General features: G+C 70.6%; 12 protein-coding genes. 5 read left to right on the top strand and 7 right to left on the bottom strand.

The window, feature by feature from the left end:
- Nucleotides 1–118 precede the first annotated feature (118 nt).
- The 3 genes from RIC31_RS13860 to RIC31_RS13850 form a co-directional block, all read right to left on the bottom strand.
- A complete protein-coding gene (locus RIC31_RS13860) occupies nucleotides 119–940 on the bottom strand; it encodes an FkbM family methyltransferase (RefSeq protein WP_350108384.1) in 822 nt (273 codons plus the stop codon).
- Between the two features lie 25 nt (nucleotides 941–965).
- Nucleotides 966–2,834, bottom strand: coding sequence for a carbamoyltransferase C-terminal domain-containing protein (locus RIC31_RS13855; RefSeq protein ID WP_350108381.1), 1,869 nt, complete (start codon nucleotides 2,832–2,834; stop codon nucleotides 966–968).
- A 160-nt stretch (nucleotides 2,835–2,994) separates the two neighbouring features.
- On the bottom strand, nucleotides 2,995–3,807 hold the full coding sequence (locus RIC31_RS13850; protein ID WP_350108378.1) for an FkbM family methyltransferase: 813 nt from the start codon (nucleotides 3,805–3,807) through the stop codon (nucleotides 2,995–2,997).
- A 196-nt stretch (nucleotides 3,808–4,003) separates the two neighbouring features.
- Between RIC31_RS13850 and RIC31_RS13845 the strand changes: the two genes are divergently transcribed.
- Complete coding sequence (locus RIC31_RS13845; protein WP_350108375.1) at nucleotides 4,004–4,819, top strand: phytanoyl-CoA dioxygenase family protein; 816 nt, start codon at nucleotides 4,004–4,006, stop codon at nucleotides 4,817–4,819.
- Here the strand turns inward: RIC31_RS13845 and RIC31_RS13840 are convergent.
- Complete coding sequence (locus RIC31_RS13840) at nucleotides 4,816–5,613, bottom strand: sulfotransferase family protein (protein WP_350108372.1); 798 nt, start codon at nucleotides 5,611–5,613, stop codon at nucleotides 4,816–4,818. The genes RIC31_RS13845 and RIC31_RS13840 overlap by 4 nt on opposite strands.
- Before the next feature lie 213 nt (nucleotides 5,614–5,826).
- Between RIC31_RS13840 and maiA the strand changes: the two genes are divergently transcribed.
- Together maiA and RIC31_RS13830 are read left to right on the top strand one after the other, a co-directional pair.
- Nucleotides 5,827–6,474, top strand: coding sequence for a maleylacetoacetate isomerase (gene maiA, locus RIC31_RS13835; protein ID WP_350108368.1), 648 nt, complete (start codon nucleotides 5,827–5,829; stop codon nucleotides 6,472–6,474).
- Between the two features lie 9 nt (nucleotides 6,475–6,483).
- Complete coding sequence (locus RIC31_RS13830; RefSeq protein ID WP_350108365.1) at nucleotides 6,484–7,755, top strand: MFS transporter; 1,272 nt, start codon at nucleotides 6,484–6,486, stop codon at nucleotides 7,753–7,755.
- A 6-nt stretch (nucleotides 7,756–7,761) separates the two neighbouring features.
- Here RIC31_RS13830 and RIC31_RS13825 read toward each other — a convergent pair whose 3' ends face one another.
- Both RIC31_RS13825 and RIC31_RS13820 read right to left on the bottom strand, forming a co-directional pair.
- Complete coding sequence (locus RIC31_RS13825) at nucleotides 7,762–8,523, bottom strand: DsbA family protein (protein WP_350108362.1); 762 nt, start codon at nucleotides 8,521–8,523, stop codon at nucleotides 7,762–7,764.
- Between the two features lie 56 nt (nucleotides 8,524–8,579).
- A complete protein-coding gene (locus RIC31_RS13820) occupies nucleotides 8,580–9,953 on the bottom strand; it encodes a M48 family metalloprotease (RefSeq protein ID WP_350108359.1) in 1,374 nt (457 codons plus the stop codon).
- A 100-nt stretch (nucleotides 9,954–10,053) separates the two neighbouring features.
- On the opposite strand from RIC31_RS13820, the gene RIC31_RS13815 reads away from it, so the two are divergent.
- Entirely contained in the window at nucleotides 10,054–11,607 is a 1,554-nt protein-coding gene (locus RIC31_RS13815) for a gamma-glutamyltransferase (protein WP_350108357.1), read from the top strand.
- Nucleotides 11,608–11,611: 4 nt separating this feature from the next.
- Nucleotides 11,612–12,772, top strand: coding sequence for a pyridoxal phosphate-dependent aminotransferase (locus RIC31_RS13810; protein WP_350108354.1), 1,161 nt, complete (start codon nucleotides 11,612–11,614; stop codon nucleotides 12,770–12,772).
- Between the two features lie 212 nt (nucleotides 12,773–12,984).
- Here the strand turns inward: RIC31_RS13810 and RIC31_RS13805 are convergent, their stop codons facing one another.
- Nucleotides 12,985–15,684 (bottom strand): Rne/Rng family ribonuclease, encoded by a 2,700-nt coding sequence (locus RIC31_RS13805; RefSeq protein WP_350108351.1) that lies wholly within the window; start codon nucleotides 15,682–15,684, stop codon nucleotides 12,985–12,987.
- Nucleotides 15,685–16,285: the final 601 nt, after the last annotated feature.

Below are 16,285 nucleotides of genomic sequence, written 5' to 3'. Positions count from 1 at the left end.
CGGTCGACGCGTCGGGATACTGCCATGGCCGGGGAACGCGGGTCCATGGCGTGACGGTGGTCGAGAGGGCTGGGTGGGACTGGCGCGACGGCGCCCGGTCGCCGACCCCTGTGACGACCTATTGCGCCGCCGGCTTCCCGGCGAGGTACTTCGCAGCGATCTCGTCGAAGTCTTCTACCCCGCGAACCGGCCAGTAGCCGGGCGAGGGGATCCAGTCCGGCGGTGGGCCGGCGAAGCCGATCAGCTGGACGTGCCGGATCCGGCAATCCTTGACCACCGGGTCGAACTTCGGATTGGCGCCGCGAATCATCCGGAAGAACGCGGCGAACACCGTGAAGTCCCGCAGTTCGTCCAGGATCTCCGGCAACGTCTCGCGCCGGTCGGCCTCGACCGACACCACCAGCCGGTCGTGGATCAGCCCGCGCAGGCCGCGCAGCACGGCGGCTTCCATGCCCTCGACGTCGATCTTGACCAGCCGCGGCCGGGGTGCCCGCGGCGGCAGGAACTCGTCCAGCCGCACCGTCGGGCAGGGGACCTGCCGCGGAGACCGGCGGGCCTCGCCGATCTCGCGCCGGCCGTAGTTGGCCGCCCGCGACAGATCGATCTCGTTCACCGACAGCGTGCCGCTCCGGTCGGACACGGCCAGCGGGTACACCGTGGCCCGGCCGACCAGGTTGGCGCATGCCAGGCGATGGAACTCCGGCTGCGGCTCGAAACCGACGACCGCCGGCCGGCCCGGGGCCGACGCGACGCCGCGCGCAATCGCGCCGATGTTGGCGCCGACGTCGACGAACACCTCGCCCGGCGCCAGCAGCCGACCGTAGGCCTCGACCTCGGCCGCGGCGTATTCCCCGTACACGGCGAGCGCCCGCGACACGCCGGTGTCGTTGGGGAAAACGTGCATCGGTCCCCACAGGGTCGCGACCTGGTCGGTCCGCATGGTCTCCCTCGTCCGCCGGGGCGCCTCAGCCTTCGGGCGGGCGCCGTATCTGGAGGCGGTTTCCTTCGATGTAGAGCACGTCGATGCCGGTACGCCGGACCAGGTCGATCGCCTGTTCCGGGGTTTCGACGATCGGCTCGCCCGGACCGTTCAGCGACGTGTTGAGCACCACGGGGGTGCCCGTGCGCCGTTCGAACGCTTCCAGGATATCGCGGAACGCGCCGCTGCCCGGCGCCACGGTCTGGACGCGCGCGGATCCGTCGACATGGGTCACCGCGCCGAGATCGCGGGATCTGACCCGGTAGTTGAACAGCATGTGGGGGGAGTGCTGCGGACCGCCCTCGAAGTGCTGGTGCATGCGCTCGGCGAGGCATGCGGGAGCGAACGGCCGCCACAGTTCCCGGGACTTCAGGTGGTTGACCCGCTCCCAGTTCCCGGCGCGGCGCGGATCGGCGAGCAGCGACCGGTGGCCGAGGGCGCGCGGCCCGCTTTCGCTGCGACCCTGGAACAGGGCGACGACCCGGTCGGCCGCCAGATCCTCGGCAGCCCGCTCGGCGAGGTCGACGTCGCGGTCGATCCGGAAGTCCCCGGCGCAGCCCTCGAGTGCCCGGGCCACTGCGGCCGGCGACGCCGCCCGGCCAAGGGCCGCGATGTTCCGGCCAAGGTCGGCGGAGCCGGTCCGCTCGTGTCCGAGAATGTGGTGATGAAGGTAGAGTGCCGCGCCGATCGACAGGCCGCCGTCGTCGCAGGACGGCGGGACGAACACCGACGAGAACGGCGTGTCCTCGACGATCCGGCTGTTGGTCGGGCAGTTCAGGGCGCAGCCGCCGCTGAGGCACAGCTCCGGCCCCATCCGGCCGGTCTTCTCGAGCAGGACGCGCAGGCGGTCGAGCGCGTACAGGACCAGGTCCTCGAAGCTCTTCTGGGCGCTGGCGGCCAGGTCCTTGCCGAACGGGCCGAACGGCTCGCCGTCGAACCGGTACCCGAGGGCGTTCGCCCGGTCCTCGACGGCTTTCAGCCAGCCATAGATGACGCTGTTCCCCGGTTCCGGGTGGAGGTACCGACCGGCCAGGGCGGCGATGTCGCCGACGAAGGCCGGGTCGTGGAACCGGGGAGTGCCATAGGCCGACAGCCCCATCAGCTTGCCGGGACCGCTGAACGCGCCGAGGTTCAGTTTCCGGCTCGACTGACTGTAGATCACGCCGGCGGCGAGAGGGGCGCTCCACACCGGCCGGATCGTCGAGCCGTCGCCGTAGAACAGCATTCCGCCGCCGTAGAACCCGCTCTTCGAGCGGATCGGCATGCCGTTGTCGAAGGCGAGGACCGGTGCCGTTCCGAACGGCGACTGGAAGAACGCCGCCGCCGCGTGCGCCGCCTGATGCAGCACGCCGACTGCCGGAAAGACCCGGCCGTCCAGGGTGACGGTCATGGGCAGGGCGTGGGACGACGCCAGCACCGGCGAGGAAAACAGCCGTTCGAGCAACCGGCCGTCGACGTCGTCGATCGCCAGCATGCCGCGCCCGGTCAACCAGGCGTCGGGCATCTCGGGACATTCCGAGTTGCGAAGCCGCGACAGGGCCGGCTCGTCGGCGTGGGGCTCCTGGACCGCCGCCGCGGTCGCCCTCTCGAAATGCGGCCGATGGAACGCTTCCGTCCCGAGCTGCTCGGCGGTCTGCCAGGCGTAGTCGAATCTGAGGCGCTCGGGCGTATCGGTGCCGTAGCCGGTCGACTGGGTCGCGGAGAGCGCGAACAGGTCCACGTCGGCGGCGGTAAGGCCGCAATATGCGAGAGCGTCGTGAATCAGGTCGGCGGACATCCAGTGAGCGTGCCGCTCGCGACTGTCCCGCTCTCGCTCCAGGTGAAGCAGGATCTTGCCGTCCGCCACCACGGCCACAGAGGCATCGTGGCCGCATTGCAGACCAACTATCAGCACGAGGGCATACCGATCGCAGAGTTGCCGTATGTCGAAGGGTCTCTTATCGAATATCCCGCCCGGTTGGAAGCATCGCCGGCGGTCGTCCGCGCCGTCCTTCCGGCGCGCCGGAGAAGCGCGCTCAAATGGCGATGTGGCGTGCCCAGGCCGCCTCGAAGTCCTCGATCCGGCGGACCGGCCAGTAGCCGGGGCTGTGGATCCACTCCGGCGGCTCACCGGCGAAGCCGAGCAGTTGGACGTGGCGGCTGCGGCAGTCCTTGTTCTCCGGGTCGAACTTCGGGTTGGCGCTGCGGATCATCCGGAAGAAGGCGGCGAACAGCGCGAATTCGGGGAGCTGGTCGAGGATCGCCGGCACGTTCTCCGGGCGGTCGGCCTCGACCGAGAGCACCAGCCGCTCGTGGACCAGGCCGCTCAGGCCGCGAAGCACGGCGGCCTCCATGCCCTCGACGTCGATCTTCACCAGCCGTGGCCTCGGCGCGCGCGGTACCAGGAACTCGTCGAGCCGGATCGCCGGGCACGGCACCATCCGGCGCGACGGCCGCTGTCCCTCGATTTCGCGATGGCCGTAGTTGCCGACCTGCCGGAGGTCGACCTCGTTGATCCGGATCTCGCCGGCCCGGTCGGACACCGCCAGCGGGTAGACGGCCGCCCGCTCGCAGCCGATCAGGTTGGCGCAGGCGAGGCGATGGAACTCGGGCTGCGGCTCGAAACCGATGACGGTCAGGTTGCGGCCGGCCGACGCGATCGCCCGGGAGATCGTGCCGATGTTGGCGCCGACGTCGATGAACACGTCGCCCGGCTCCAGCAGCCGCAGATAGGTGGCGACCTCGACGGCCCCGTATTCGCCGAAGTCGCGCAGCGCCTGCGACACCCCGGTGTCGTTGCCGAACACGTACATCGGTCCCCAGAGGGTCTCGGCCTGCTCGATCTGCATGGGGCTTGGTATCCGCTCCGGCCGTCCGTCGATCGACCGCGGGAGCCGCCCGCGGGATGTCCGCCCGGACACTGCCAGCAGCCCCGGCGATTGCAAAGCCGGATCGTGGAAGCGGCAGCTTCGGTCCGGCTCCGTCGGCAGTGACGGCGGCCGGCGGCCCGGCTACGATTGCCGCGACGTTCGGCGGAGGAATGGCATGACGGTTCAGGACGCGACACGGCTCGACGCCGCCACGGTCAAGGCTTTCCGGCGCGACGGGGCGGTCGCGCTGCGCGGGGTGTTCGGGCCCGAATGGGTGGCGGCGCTGCGCGACGGGGTGGCCCGCAACATGGCCGAGCCCGGACCCTATGCGAAGGGCTACACGCCCGAGGGCAAGCCCGGCGGCTTCTTCGGCGACTACTGCAACTGGCGGCGCATCCCGGAATACGAGGACTTCCTGAAGAACTCGCCGGCCCCGGAGCTGGCGGCCGAGCTCATGGGGTCGCGCACCGTGGTGCTGTTCCACGAGCATGTGCTGGTCAAGGAGCCGGCCACCGAGGAGCGTACGCCCTGGCACCACGACCTGCCCTACTACTGCGTCGAGGGCCGGCAGACGGTGTCGCTGTGGGTCCCGCTCGACCCGGTGCCGCGTGCGACCTGCGTCGAGTTCGTGGCCGGCTCGCACGACTGGGGCAGGCGGTTCATGCCGACCAAGTTCAAGGGCCAGGCCTACGACCGGGCCGACCCCGACCTGGAGCCGCTGCCGGACATCGATGCGAAGCGCGACGACTACCGGATCCTCGGCTGGGACCTGGAGCCCGGCGACGCCGTCGCGTTCTCGTTCCTGACCGTGCACGGCGCGCCAGGCAACCTGCAGAGCGGTTCCCGCCGCCGGGCCTTCGCGGCCCGCTACTGCGGCGACGACGTGACCTTCGCGCGCCGCCAGGGCGAGGTGTCGCCGCCGTTCCCGGAGGTCACGCTGGCGCATGGCGACCCGCTGCGCGGCGAGGACTTCCCGGTGGTGCGGGGCTAATCCTCCTCGACCGATCCGTGCCATTGCGCTGCGGCCCGAGCCTCTCGGACCAGGTTCAGTTCCTCGTTGGTCAGGTCGGCAGGCGGAACGTACCCGGAAGCGGTGTTTATCTGCAGGTCCAGCGGCGAGCTGTCGAGCCTCAGGGCGAGATACTCGGCGACTTCACGGCTGACGCTCTCGGGTTCCGAAGCGAGCCGGCGAAAGTCGATCGCCAGGCAGCGATCCCGGTATTTCCGCCAATCGCGGATGTTTCGGACCCAGGTCGCCGCAACCGCCCCGAGATCGTGCTGGCGGCCGTCGACGTAGGATTTGTACGACCGAAGGCAATCCTTGATGTCCCGGATGACGTAGATGACCCTGGTCTCGGGCAGGAAGTGCTTGAAGAGCAGAAGATCCGAGACCGACCGTAGCGGCCGCTTCATCCCCCATCGCCGGCTCCCGAGTTCCTCGGCATCGCGCTGGTACAAGCCGAGTAGGCCGTAGATCGTCTCGAGGTGGACATGCATATAGGCATCCGGGTGGGGCAGGACGGCCTGATGCCATGTGTTGTCGCGAATCCTGCTGCGCCGCCGCACGTGATCGTCCCGGCGATGTGCGAGCTCTCTGAGCCCGGTCGCGGCCATCACGGCTGTGTTGATGAGCGTGTTGTCTTCGGCGTAGACCGCGATGGAGGGGTCGGTCGAGAGCAGGCGCTGCAGGGCGGTCGTGCCGCTGCGCCCCACGGGTGCCCCGATGAAGACCGGCGCACTGGTGTCCCGAAGGTCGTGCATCCATGGCTTCAGGGTGACGCTCATGCCAATGCCATCAGTTGAACTTAATCGATATACGAAGTATCAATACGTTTACCTATCAATCCGTGCCGCTGTCGAGTCAACCCCGAAAGGGCGCTTCGTCCGGGGTTCTGCTTGCTGCGCCCCGTTGTGCCGGACCGGCGAATTTGCGCTAGTCTGGCGCCAAGACGGCCCGCCGCCGCACCGATCCGAGGAAACCACCCCGAGGGACTCCCGATGACCCGCGTCCTGCACGGCTATTTCCGCTCGTCCGCCGCCTACCGGGTGCGGATCGCGCTGAACCTGAAGGGCCTCGACTACGAACCGGTGTCGGTGCATCTGCGCAAGGGCGAGCAGCGGGCCGAGGCGTTCCTGGCGCTGAACCCGCAGGGCATGGTGCCGGCCCTGGTCGACGGCGACGCCGTGCTGACCCAGTCGCCGGCGATCCTGGAGTATCTCGACGAGGCCTACCCCGACACGCCGCGGCTGCTGCCCGGATTGCCAGTCGACCGGGCGCGGGTAAGGGCGCTGGCCGCGGCGGTCGCCTGCGACATCCACCCGATCAACAATCTGCGGGTGCTGAAGTACGTCCAGGGTCCGCTCGGCTGCTCCCAGGACGCCATGGTCGCCTGGTACAATCATTGGATCGCCGAGGGATTCGGCGCGCTCGAGCGGATGCTGGCGGACGACCCGCGCACCGGCCGGTTCTGCCACGGCGACGCCCCCGGCCTGGCCGACGTCTGCCTGGTGCCGCAGGTCGTCAACAGCCAGCGCCACGCCCTCGACCTGGCGCCGTATCCGACGATCCGGCGCATCGCGGAGGCCTGCGACGCCCTGCCGGCGTTCCAGGCCGCCCATCCGTCGCGCCAGCCCGACGCCGAGTGAGACCCCCCGATGAGTGACGGCCTGACGGAAGCCGAGCGGGCCGACCGCCGCCGCGGCCTGCGGCGGATCCTGCTGATCCTCGGCGTGTTCTTCGTGTTCGTGCAGGTCAACCGCTCCGGCGGCGGCGTGCTGGCGGGCTATCTCGGGGCGGAGCGCGGGCTGTCGCCGACCGACATCGGCACGGTCATGGGCGCGATGTTCTTCGCCTCGGCGGCGGCCCAGCTGCCGACCGGGATCCTGTTCGACCGGATCGGCCCGACCCGGACCCTGCTGGTGTCCGGGCTGGTGGCGCTCGCCGGGATCGTGGTGTTCGCGCTGGCGACCGAGACCTGGTCGCTGGTCGCCGGCCGGGTAGCGATCGGGCTGGGCCACGGCGGCATCATCACCGCGGTCTACCTGATCGCCATGGGCTGGGCGCCGTCCGACCGGGTCGGCCAGGCGACCGCCACCCTGGTCGGGGTGGCCGGCGGCATCGGCGGCGTGCTGGCCACCACGCCGCTGGCGATGGCGCTGGAGCACATCGGGATTCAGGGCAGTTTCCTGGCGCTGGCGGCCATGACCGCGCTGCTGATGGTGGCGATCCGGCTGCTGGTGCGCGACGGGCCGGTGGCGGCGGCCGGCGGCGGCGAGACCGGACCGCGCGAGACCCTTGGCGAATCGATCCGCGGGCTGTTCGAGGTCATGCGGATGCCGGAGCTGCGACGCATCTTCGTCATGGGCATCTGCTTCACCGCCCCGTTCATGACCATCGGCGGGCTGTGGGCCGGCCCGTATTTCGCCGAGGTCCAGGGCCTCAGCCGTGCCGAGGCGTCGATCGCCCTGCTGCTGCTGGTGATCGCCCTGCATCTGGGCACCTACGGCTACGGCGTGCTCGACCGGATCGCCCGGTCGCGGCGGCGTGTGGTGCTGACCGGCGTGGCGATCGAGGTGGTGTGCCTCGGCGTGCTGGCGGCCTGGCCGGCGGCCCCCCTGCCGGTCGCGGGGCTGCTGCTGTTCGTGTTCAGCTGCGCGGCGCCGCTGTTCGTCATCCTGGCCGCCCATGCCCGGCGCTTCGTGCCGCAGCGGCGGGCCGGCCGGGCGATCACCTGCATCAGCCTGATGGGGCTGACCGGGGTGTTCGTGCTGCAGACCGGCACCGGCGCGCTGATCGACATGGTGCAGGTGGCCGGCGGCACGCCTGAGACCGGCTACCGGCTGGTGTTCGCCACGGTGATGGCGGTGCTGGTGGTGACGGGCGTGGTCTACGCCGGGCAGTCGGAAGGCCCGGTCAATCAGGCCTGACCCGCGTCAGCCCTTGCCTTCGCGGACCTTCTTCAGCAACTCGGCCAGGTGCTCCTTCGGGGCGGCGCCCGGGATCAGGGTGCTGCCGATCGTGAAGGCCGGCGTGCCCTCGATCCGCAGCGCCTGGGCGAGCTGGTAGTTGGCGTTGATCTGGGCCTCGATGTCGGGATCCGCCATGTCCTTGCGAAGGCGCTCGAGGTCGAGGCCGGTCTCGGCCGCCGCCTGCCAGATCGCGGCCTCGCTCAATCGGCCGCGCACGCCCATCAGCGTGAAGTGGAAGGCCTCGTACTTGTCCTGGCGCTTGGCCGCCAGCGAGGCGCGCGCCGCCACCATCGACTCCGGGCCGAGGATCGGGAACTCCTTCATCACCCAGCGGACCTTGCCGTCGCCGTTCACCAGCTCGCGCATCGGCCCGACCATGGTCTTGCAGTAGCCGCACTGGTAGTCGAAGAACTCGACGATGGTGACATCGCCGTCGGGATTGCCGAGCACCGGGTCCGCGGGGTTGCGTTCCAGCACGTTGCGATGCGCGGTCAGGGCAGCCTGCGCGGCCTGCTCCTTCTCGGTCTTCTGCCTGGCCTCGATCGCGGCGATCGCCTCCAGCACCAGCTCGGGGTTGCGTGCGATGTAGTCCTGGACGATCGCCTCGATCGCCGCCTTCTGCTCGGGCGTGAAGGGTTCGGCGGCGGCCGGCCGGACCAGCGGGCCGGCGGTGGCGAGGCCGACCGCCAGGAGCGCGGCGGCGGACAGACGGCGGGCGAAAGGCATCGTGTGGGTTCTCCGGTTCGGGGCGGTCCCGCTGGGGGACCGGAGCTGGGAGGCGGTCATCCGTTCTTCTGTCTCTCGTATTCGCGCCGGGCCTGCTCTTCGACGTCGAGCGCGCGCAGCGCCGCCGGCGAGCCTTTGGGCAGCTGGGCCTGGGCGCGCTTGGCCTGGCCTTCGGCTTCGCGCCACTTGCCCTGGCGGGCGAACTGCTCGGCCAGCGCCAGGGCGCTGTCGCCGAGCCGGCCGACGCGGCCGTAGGCGATCGCCAGCTCGCGCCAGGCCGACGACCAGTCGTCCTCGGTCTGGATCGCCGATTCCATGTGCCGCAGGGCGCGCTGGTCGGCTTCCGGCGTGTTGAGCGCCAGCAGGCAACGCGCCAGCAGGATCTCGATCTGCCCGCTCTTCGGATCCAGGCGATGCGCCGCCTCGTACCCGGGCAGCGCCTCGGCCGGGCGGCCGTTCTCGAACAGGATCTGACCCTCGAGCTCGTGGAAGTACGGATCGTCGGGGAACTCCTTGATGAGCCCGCGGACGATCTCCAGACCCTTGTCCAACTCGTGCAGCTGATCGTAGTAGGCCACCGCGCGGGCATAGCGCGCCGGCACGCTGGTGTCGGCTTCCGGGTACTTGCGGAAGGTCTGCGCCGGCGGCTTCAGGAAGGCGTAGAGCTTGGCGACCATCCGGGCGTGCCGGCGGATCTGGTCCTCGGTGGCAGGGCGGTCGCGATACTCCGATCGGTCCATGTGCGCTCCGACCGCCGCGATCCGGTCCTGGCTCATCGGATGGGTATTCAGATAGGGATCGCGCCGGCCGGCGGAGAGCAGCTCCTGGCCCGACAGGGTGCGCAGGAACTCGTCGAGGCCCTTGGACGACTGCCCGGTCTGGTCGAGATAGGTGAGGGCGGCCTGGTCGGCGGCCGACTCCTGGGTCCGGCTGTACTCCAGGAAGGAGCGCTGCGCCGTGTTGCTGCCGCCGAGCGCGATCGCCGCCCCGGCGCCGGCATTGCCGGCGGCGATTCCGGCGGCGAGCCCGAGGATGGTCGCGACCAGCGCCATGTTGGAGGCCGAGGCGATGGCGTCGGCGGTCCGCGCCAGATGGCCGCCGGCGATGTGGCCGGTCTCGTGGGCGATCACCCCGATCAGTTCCAGCGGGTCTCGGGTCCGGATCAGCAGGCCGGTGTGGATGAACAGGTTCTGGCCGCCCGCCACGAAGGCGTTCAGGCTGTCGTCCTTGACGATGTAGATGTCGATCGCGTCCGGGTCGAGGCCGGCCGCGTGGAACAGTGGCGTCGCGAAATCCCGGATGGTAGCTTCGATTTCCGCGTCGCGGATGAGACTGCGGCCCTGGGCGTATGCCGCCGAGGAACTCGAGAAGGCCAGTAATGCCGCGACCGCGACACTCAATATCCACCGACCGGTTCCGCGCATGTCCATGATTGCCCGCCTCATTGCCGGGGCACCTTACCGCCGGCCTGTATGTCAGCAAACCCGCGCCGCCCAAAATCGCATCCTTGTGCGGGATCGTGTCATCAGCATGGCGATGGCCGCAATCGCGGTGGTCGCCCTCGGCGGCTGCGCCGGCAATGACACCCGGGACGTGCCTGAGGGATTCTTCGGGTCCATGGCGGTCGAGGAGCCGAGGGCGGCGCTGCTGGCGCGCGACGTGCTGGTCAACGGCGGAAGTGCCGCGGACGCGGCGGTGATCGCCTATTTCGCGCTGGCCGCCACCCTGCCGTCGTCCGGCGGGCTCGGCGCCACCGGATCCTGCGTCGTGTTCGAGCCGGCCAAGGCGCCACGCTTCGAGCGCCTGGAGTTCTACCCGACGCCGGCATCGGCCGGCGGCCCGACGGTAGCGCTGCCGAGCGGGCCGCGGGCGATGTTCGCGCTGAACGCGCGCTACGGCCGTACCAAGTTCGAGGAGCTGCTGATCGCGGCCGAGCGGCTCGCGCGCTTCGGCGAGCCGGTGAGTCGGGCGCTGGCGATCGACCTCGCGGCGGACGGTGCGGCGCTCAAGGGCGATCCGGCGGCGGCCCGGGTGTTTTTGCCGGGCGGTCGGCCGGTCGGCCAGCAGGACAGCCTGGTCCAGCTCGACCTGTCGGCCACGCTCGGCCGGCTGCGGGGCGAGGGCATCGGCGCGCTGTATGCCGGGCCGATGTCCCGGGACTTCGTCGAGGCGGCGGCGCGCGCCGGCTTCGCCGTCGACCCGGCGCTGCTGCGCGACGCCCTGCCGAAGTGGTCCACTGTGCAGGGCCTGGAGCACGACAACCATCTGTGGGCGGCGGCCGGCCAGGATCCGCGCGACACCGCCCTGGCCGAGGTGACACTGGCGCTGGCCTTCGACGGCGCCGACTGGGAGGACGGCGACGCCGCCCAGCGCCGGCACCTGCTGGCCGAGGCGATGAGCCGGGCGAGCGGGGTGGTGGCGACGGGCACGCGTTCGCTGACCGGCGACGCGGCCGAGGACGCCATGGCCGGCTACGACCCGCAGCGCCGCGGCCTGCTGTCCTCGCGGGCCCGGCTGGCGGACACGCTGGGCGAGACCGGCGCCGGACGGTCCGGTGCCACCGGCTTCTACATGGTCGACCGGTCCGGCATGGCGGTCGGCTGCGCCGTCGGCCTGGGCGCGCCGTTCGGAACCGGCAGGATGGCGCCCGGTTTCGGCTTCCTGCTCGGCCGGCCGGCGACGACCGGCGGCGACGGACCGGGCGCGGCGGCGCTGGTGGTCGGCAACACCAACACCGGCCAGCTGCACCTCGCCATGGCCGGCTCCGGCGGGCGCCCGGCACTGTCGGCGCTGCTGGCCGGCGCGCTCGACCACTGGGAGCTGAATGAGCACCTGGACGTGACGATCGCCGCACCGCGCACCCACTATGCCGGGGGCAGCGATACCCTGGTCGCCGAGCCGACCGTGCCGGCCGAGCAGCGCCGCGCGCTCGAGGCCGTCGGCTACAAGCTGGGCGAGCAGGCCGAACTCGGGCGGGTCAGCGGGTTCCGCTGCGTCGAGGGCATTCCGCGACGCGAGCTGCGCTGCGAGGCCGCGGTCGATCCGCGATCGCGCGGGCTGGGGTTCTTCGAGCGCGGGAAGTGATGCCATGACCCCGAGCCATCCCCGCCTCCGCCCCTCGACCCGGGGGCAGGTCGCCCCGTTCATCGTGATGGACGTCATGTCGGCGGCGGCGGCCCGCGAGGCGGCCGGCGGCGACGTCCTGCACCTGGAGGTCGGGCAGCCCTCGACGCCGGCACCCAAGGGGGTGCTGGAGGCGGCGCGGCGCGCGCTCGAGTCCGACCGCATCGGCTACACGGTGGCACTCGGCATCGCGAGCCTGCGCGAGCGCATCGCCCGGCACTACCGCGACGCCTACGGCTTGACGGTGCCGGCCGAGCGGATCGCGGTCACCACCGGCTCGTCGGCCGGCTTCCAGCTCGCCTTCCTGGCGGCGTTCGAGGCCGGCGCCCGGGTGGCGCTGGCATCGCCCGGCTATCCCGCCTACCGCAACATCCTGCAGGCCCTGAACATCGAGGTCGTCGACCTGCCGACCGAGCGGGCCGACCGCTACCAGCCGACCGTGGAGCGGCTGGCGGCCGCCGGCCGGATCGACGGCGTGATCGTCGCCAGCCCGTCGAATCCGACCGGAACCATGCTGGACGGCCCGGCCATGGGCCGGCTCGCCGGCTGGTGCCGGGAGCAGGGCGTGCGGCTGGTGTCGGACGAGATCTACCACGGCATCGGCTACGGCATGCGGCCGGTGACGGCGCTGGAGGCCGACCCGGACGCGGTGGTGATCAACAGCTTCTCGAAATACTACTCGATGACCGGCTGGCGGATCGGCTGGATGGTGGTGCCGCCGGACCTGCTGCGCTCGGTCGAGTGCCTGGCGCAGAACTTCTTCATCTCGGCCCCGACCCTGTCGCAGATCGCTGCCGAGGCGGCCTTCGACTGCGAGGACGAGCTGCAGGCCAACCTGGTGCGCTATGCCGCCAACCGCGAGGTCCTGCTGAACGAGCTGCCGAAGGCGGGTCTCGGCGACCTGGCGCCGGCCGACGGTGCGTTCTACGTCTATGCCAACGTCGCGGCCCACACCAACGACAGCGTCGAGTTCTGCCGCCGGCTGCTGGCCGAGACCGGCGTCGCCTGCACGCCCGGGGTCGACTTCGATCCGTCGCGCGGGCACGCCACGATCCGGTTCTCGTTCGCCGGATCGACCGACACCATGGTCGAAGCCTGCCGCCGCATCGGCGACTGGCTGCGCTGAGCGGCCGCGTTCCCCGGCATCGGGCGAGCAGCCCGCACGAAAAACCCCGGCCGGAGGCATCCGGCCGGGGTTCTCGTATCCGCAAATGCGAACCGTGTCCTAGAGCCTGATCCGATCGCATCGAATCGATTCGATCGGTGAATCAGTCTCTAATCATTTGTATCTAGAGCAGATTCACGCGACCGGATGATCCCATCCGATCGCGATCTGCTCTAGCGGCGCCACCAGCCCTTCTTCGGCTTCTCGACCGGGGCGTCGATGGTCTTCACGGCGACCGGCGACGATGCCACGTCCGGCTCCTCGACCGTGGAGTCGGCTTCGGTCCCGACGGTCTGGTCGTGACCTTCCTGGCCGGTGATCGGGCGATCCTCGACCGCGGCAGCCTCGGCCGGAGCAGCCGCCTCCTCGACAGCCGCCGGTTCCGGCGCGGCCTCGGTGACCGGCTCGGCGGCGGCGGGCTCCTCCGCCTCGACCTTCTTGCGGCGACGCGGTGCGCGCTTCGGCTTCGCCGGCTTCTCGGCCACCTCGGCCGGAGCCTCGGCAACCGCCTCGGCCGGCGTCGCCTCGACCGCGGCCGCCGTCACCGGCGGTTCGGCGATCTCAGTCGCCGGCTCGGTCACGGGCTCGGCCACCGCTTCGATCACCGGCTCGGGGGCGGCCTCGCTCCCGGCGGCGGCAACCGGCTCGGCGTCCTGCCGCTCCGTCTCGCCGGCATCGGTCGCCTCGCCCTCGTCCCGGTCGCCGTCCGGCTCGTCGGAGTCGGTCTCGTCGGACCCGGCCTCACCGGACTCGGACTCGCCCGTCGAGGTCTCGTCCTCGCGCCGCCGCGACCGGCGACGGCCGCCGCGCCGTCCGCGCCGACGCCGCTTGCGGGCGTTCTCGTCCTCCTCGGACTCGCCGGCCCGCTCGTCGCTGCCCGGATGCTCGGCCTGATCGGCGTCGCCCTCGTCGTCCTCGGAACCGGCCTCCATCGGCCGGTCCTCGAGCGGACGGTCCTCGGCCGCGCGGTCCTCGGCGCCCTCACCGCCGCGGCGGCGACCGCCGCGCCGGCGTCGGCGCGACCGCCGGCCCCCGCGCTCGTCGTCGCCCGACGACCGCTCGGCGGCGGCGCTCCGGTCGCCGGCAGGCCGCTCGTCCTCGTCCTCGTCGACCTCGTCGACCAGATCGTCGTCCTCCTCGACCACCGGCGGCGGCAGGGCCGATGCGGCGCTCTGGAACGCGGCGCGCTCCTCGGCGGTCTTCGGCCGGCGACGGTCCATCCGGTGATCCGGCGGGGTCAGCGACTCGTCCTGCTCGAGCATGACGGTGAAGCCGTAGCGCTGCTCGATCTCGGCCAGCCGCTCGCGCTTGTGGTTGAGGATGTAGAGGGCGATGCTCGCCGGCACGTAGACCACCAGTTCGGCAGAGCGGTTACGCAGCCCTTCCTCCTCGATGACCCGCAGCACGTGCAGGGCCGAGGATTCGGTCGAGCGCACATGGCCGGTGCCCTTGCAGTGCGGGCAGACCTGGGTGCTGGCCTCGAACAGCGACGGGCGCAGCCGCTGGCGCGACAGCTCCATCAGGCCGAAATGGCTGATCCGCCCGATCTGGATGCGCGCCCGGTCGGACTTCATCGCCTCCTTCATGCGGCGTTCGACCGCATGCTGGTTGCGCGACTCCTCCATGTCGATGAAGTCGATCACGATGAGCCCGGCGAGGTCGCGCAGCCGCAGCTGGCGGGCCACCTCGTCGGCCGCCTCCATGTTGGTCTTGAGGGCGGTCTCCTCGATGTTCCGCTCGCTGGTGGCGCGGCCCGAGTTGACGTCGATCGCGACCAGCGCCTCGGTCTGGTTCAGCACGATGTAGCCGCCGGACTTCAGCTCCACGACCGGGCTGTGGATGGCGTCGAGCTGACTCTCCACCTGGAAGCGGTGCAGCAGCGGGGTGTGCGGGTCGCGGTACGGCTGCACGCGCTTGGCGTGGCTCGGCACCAGGGCCTTCATGAAGTCCTTGGCGATCCGGTAGCCGTCCTCGCCCTCGACCTGGACCTCGTCGATATCGCGGGCGTAGAGGTCGCGGATCGAGCGCTTGATGAGGTTGGCTTCCTCGTAGATCAGGCACGGCGCGGTCGATTTCAGCGTGGTCTCGCGGATGTCGTCCCACAGCCGCAGCAGATACTCGTAGTCGCGCTTGATCTCGGTCTTGGTGCGCTCGCTGCCGGCGGTCCGCACGATCACCGCCATGCCGTCCGGCACGTCCAGGCCCTCGACGATCTGCTTCAGACGCTTGCGGTCGCCGGCATGGGTGATCTTGCGGCTGACGCCGCCGCCGCGGGCGGTGTTCGGCATCAGCACGCAGTAGCGGCCGGCCAATGACAGGTAGGTGGTCAGCGCCGCACCCTTGTTGCCGCGCTCCTCCTTGACGACCTGCACCAGCATGATCTGCCGGCGGGCCACCACTTCCTGGATCTTGTAGCGCCGGTTGACGTGCGACTTGCGCTTGCGCCGAACCTCCTCGACCGGATCGCCGCCGACCGTCTCGGGGCGGTCCTGCGCCTCGCCGGCGGCCTCGCCGCCGTCGGCGGACTCCGCCGGCTCGTCCGGAACCTCGGGTTCATCGACGTCCTCGTCGAGCTCCTCCGAGGCGCGCGCCCTTTCCTCGCGCAGCAGCGCCTCGCGATCCTCGATCGGGATGCGGTAGTAGTCCGGATGAATCTCCGAGAACGCCAGGAACCCGTGACGATTGCCGCCATACTCTACGAAGGCGGCCTGCAGCGACGGCTCCACCCGGGTGACCCGGGCGAGGTAGATGTTACCCTTGAGCTGCTTCTTGGTCGCGGTTTCGAAGTCGAAGTCTTCGAGGCGGTTCCCGTCGACCACCACGACCCGGGTCTCTTCCGGGTGGGTGGCATCGATGAGCATGCGTTTGGTCATTGACGCGAATCTCCGTGGCGCGCCGCCGCCCGGGGCGAATGAACCCGGGGCGGAGGGGCGCGGCGGCGCGTGAACGCGCGGCCGCGGGCGCGGTGCATAGGGTTGAAGGCGTTCCGGCGGCATGCCGGGTCCGAACCGGAACACGCGCACCGTTCCGCGCGCCGAGATCGAGATCGATCAGGCTCGTCGGTTTCGGCGCGGGCGACGGGGTTGAGGCCGTCGCCATTCCGCTCGGAAGTGCAGGTGTCACGTGGTTTGGCCCTGCGCCGGCCGAACGGCCAAGCCGTCCAGACGGTGTTCGAAAAGATCTCTCGGTCGCTCCGTGTCCCGACCAACCCGCCAGGTCACCTGTTGTGGGTGGGCAACCCAGGTCTCGCAGCCTGCCGAAGCGGACTCAACATACTGTTACGCGTGCATGCGAACAATGTTTTCTTTCGCGGTCGCCGCAAAGCCGCCAGCCGCGCCGGTCCGATGCGGCCATGGCCGCCGGTTGAAGTGCGTTCGAAAGGACATCCGTTAATCCAATGAAACTGAACTCTTTTCGTTGCGTCGAGCGGTTTGTATCGATTAGAATGCGGCGAGTTTCAGACGGAGGAGCGGA

Origin of the sequence: Thalassobaculum sp. (assembly GCF_040219615.1) — a bacterium.
Classification (GTDB): domain Bacteria; phylum Pseudomonadota; class Alphaproteobacteria; order Thalassobaculales; family Thalassobaculaceae; genus Thalassobaculum_A.
The sequence above is the reverse complement of the archived record's forward strand: the minus strand, read 5'-3'. Positions and strand labels throughout refer to the sequence as shown.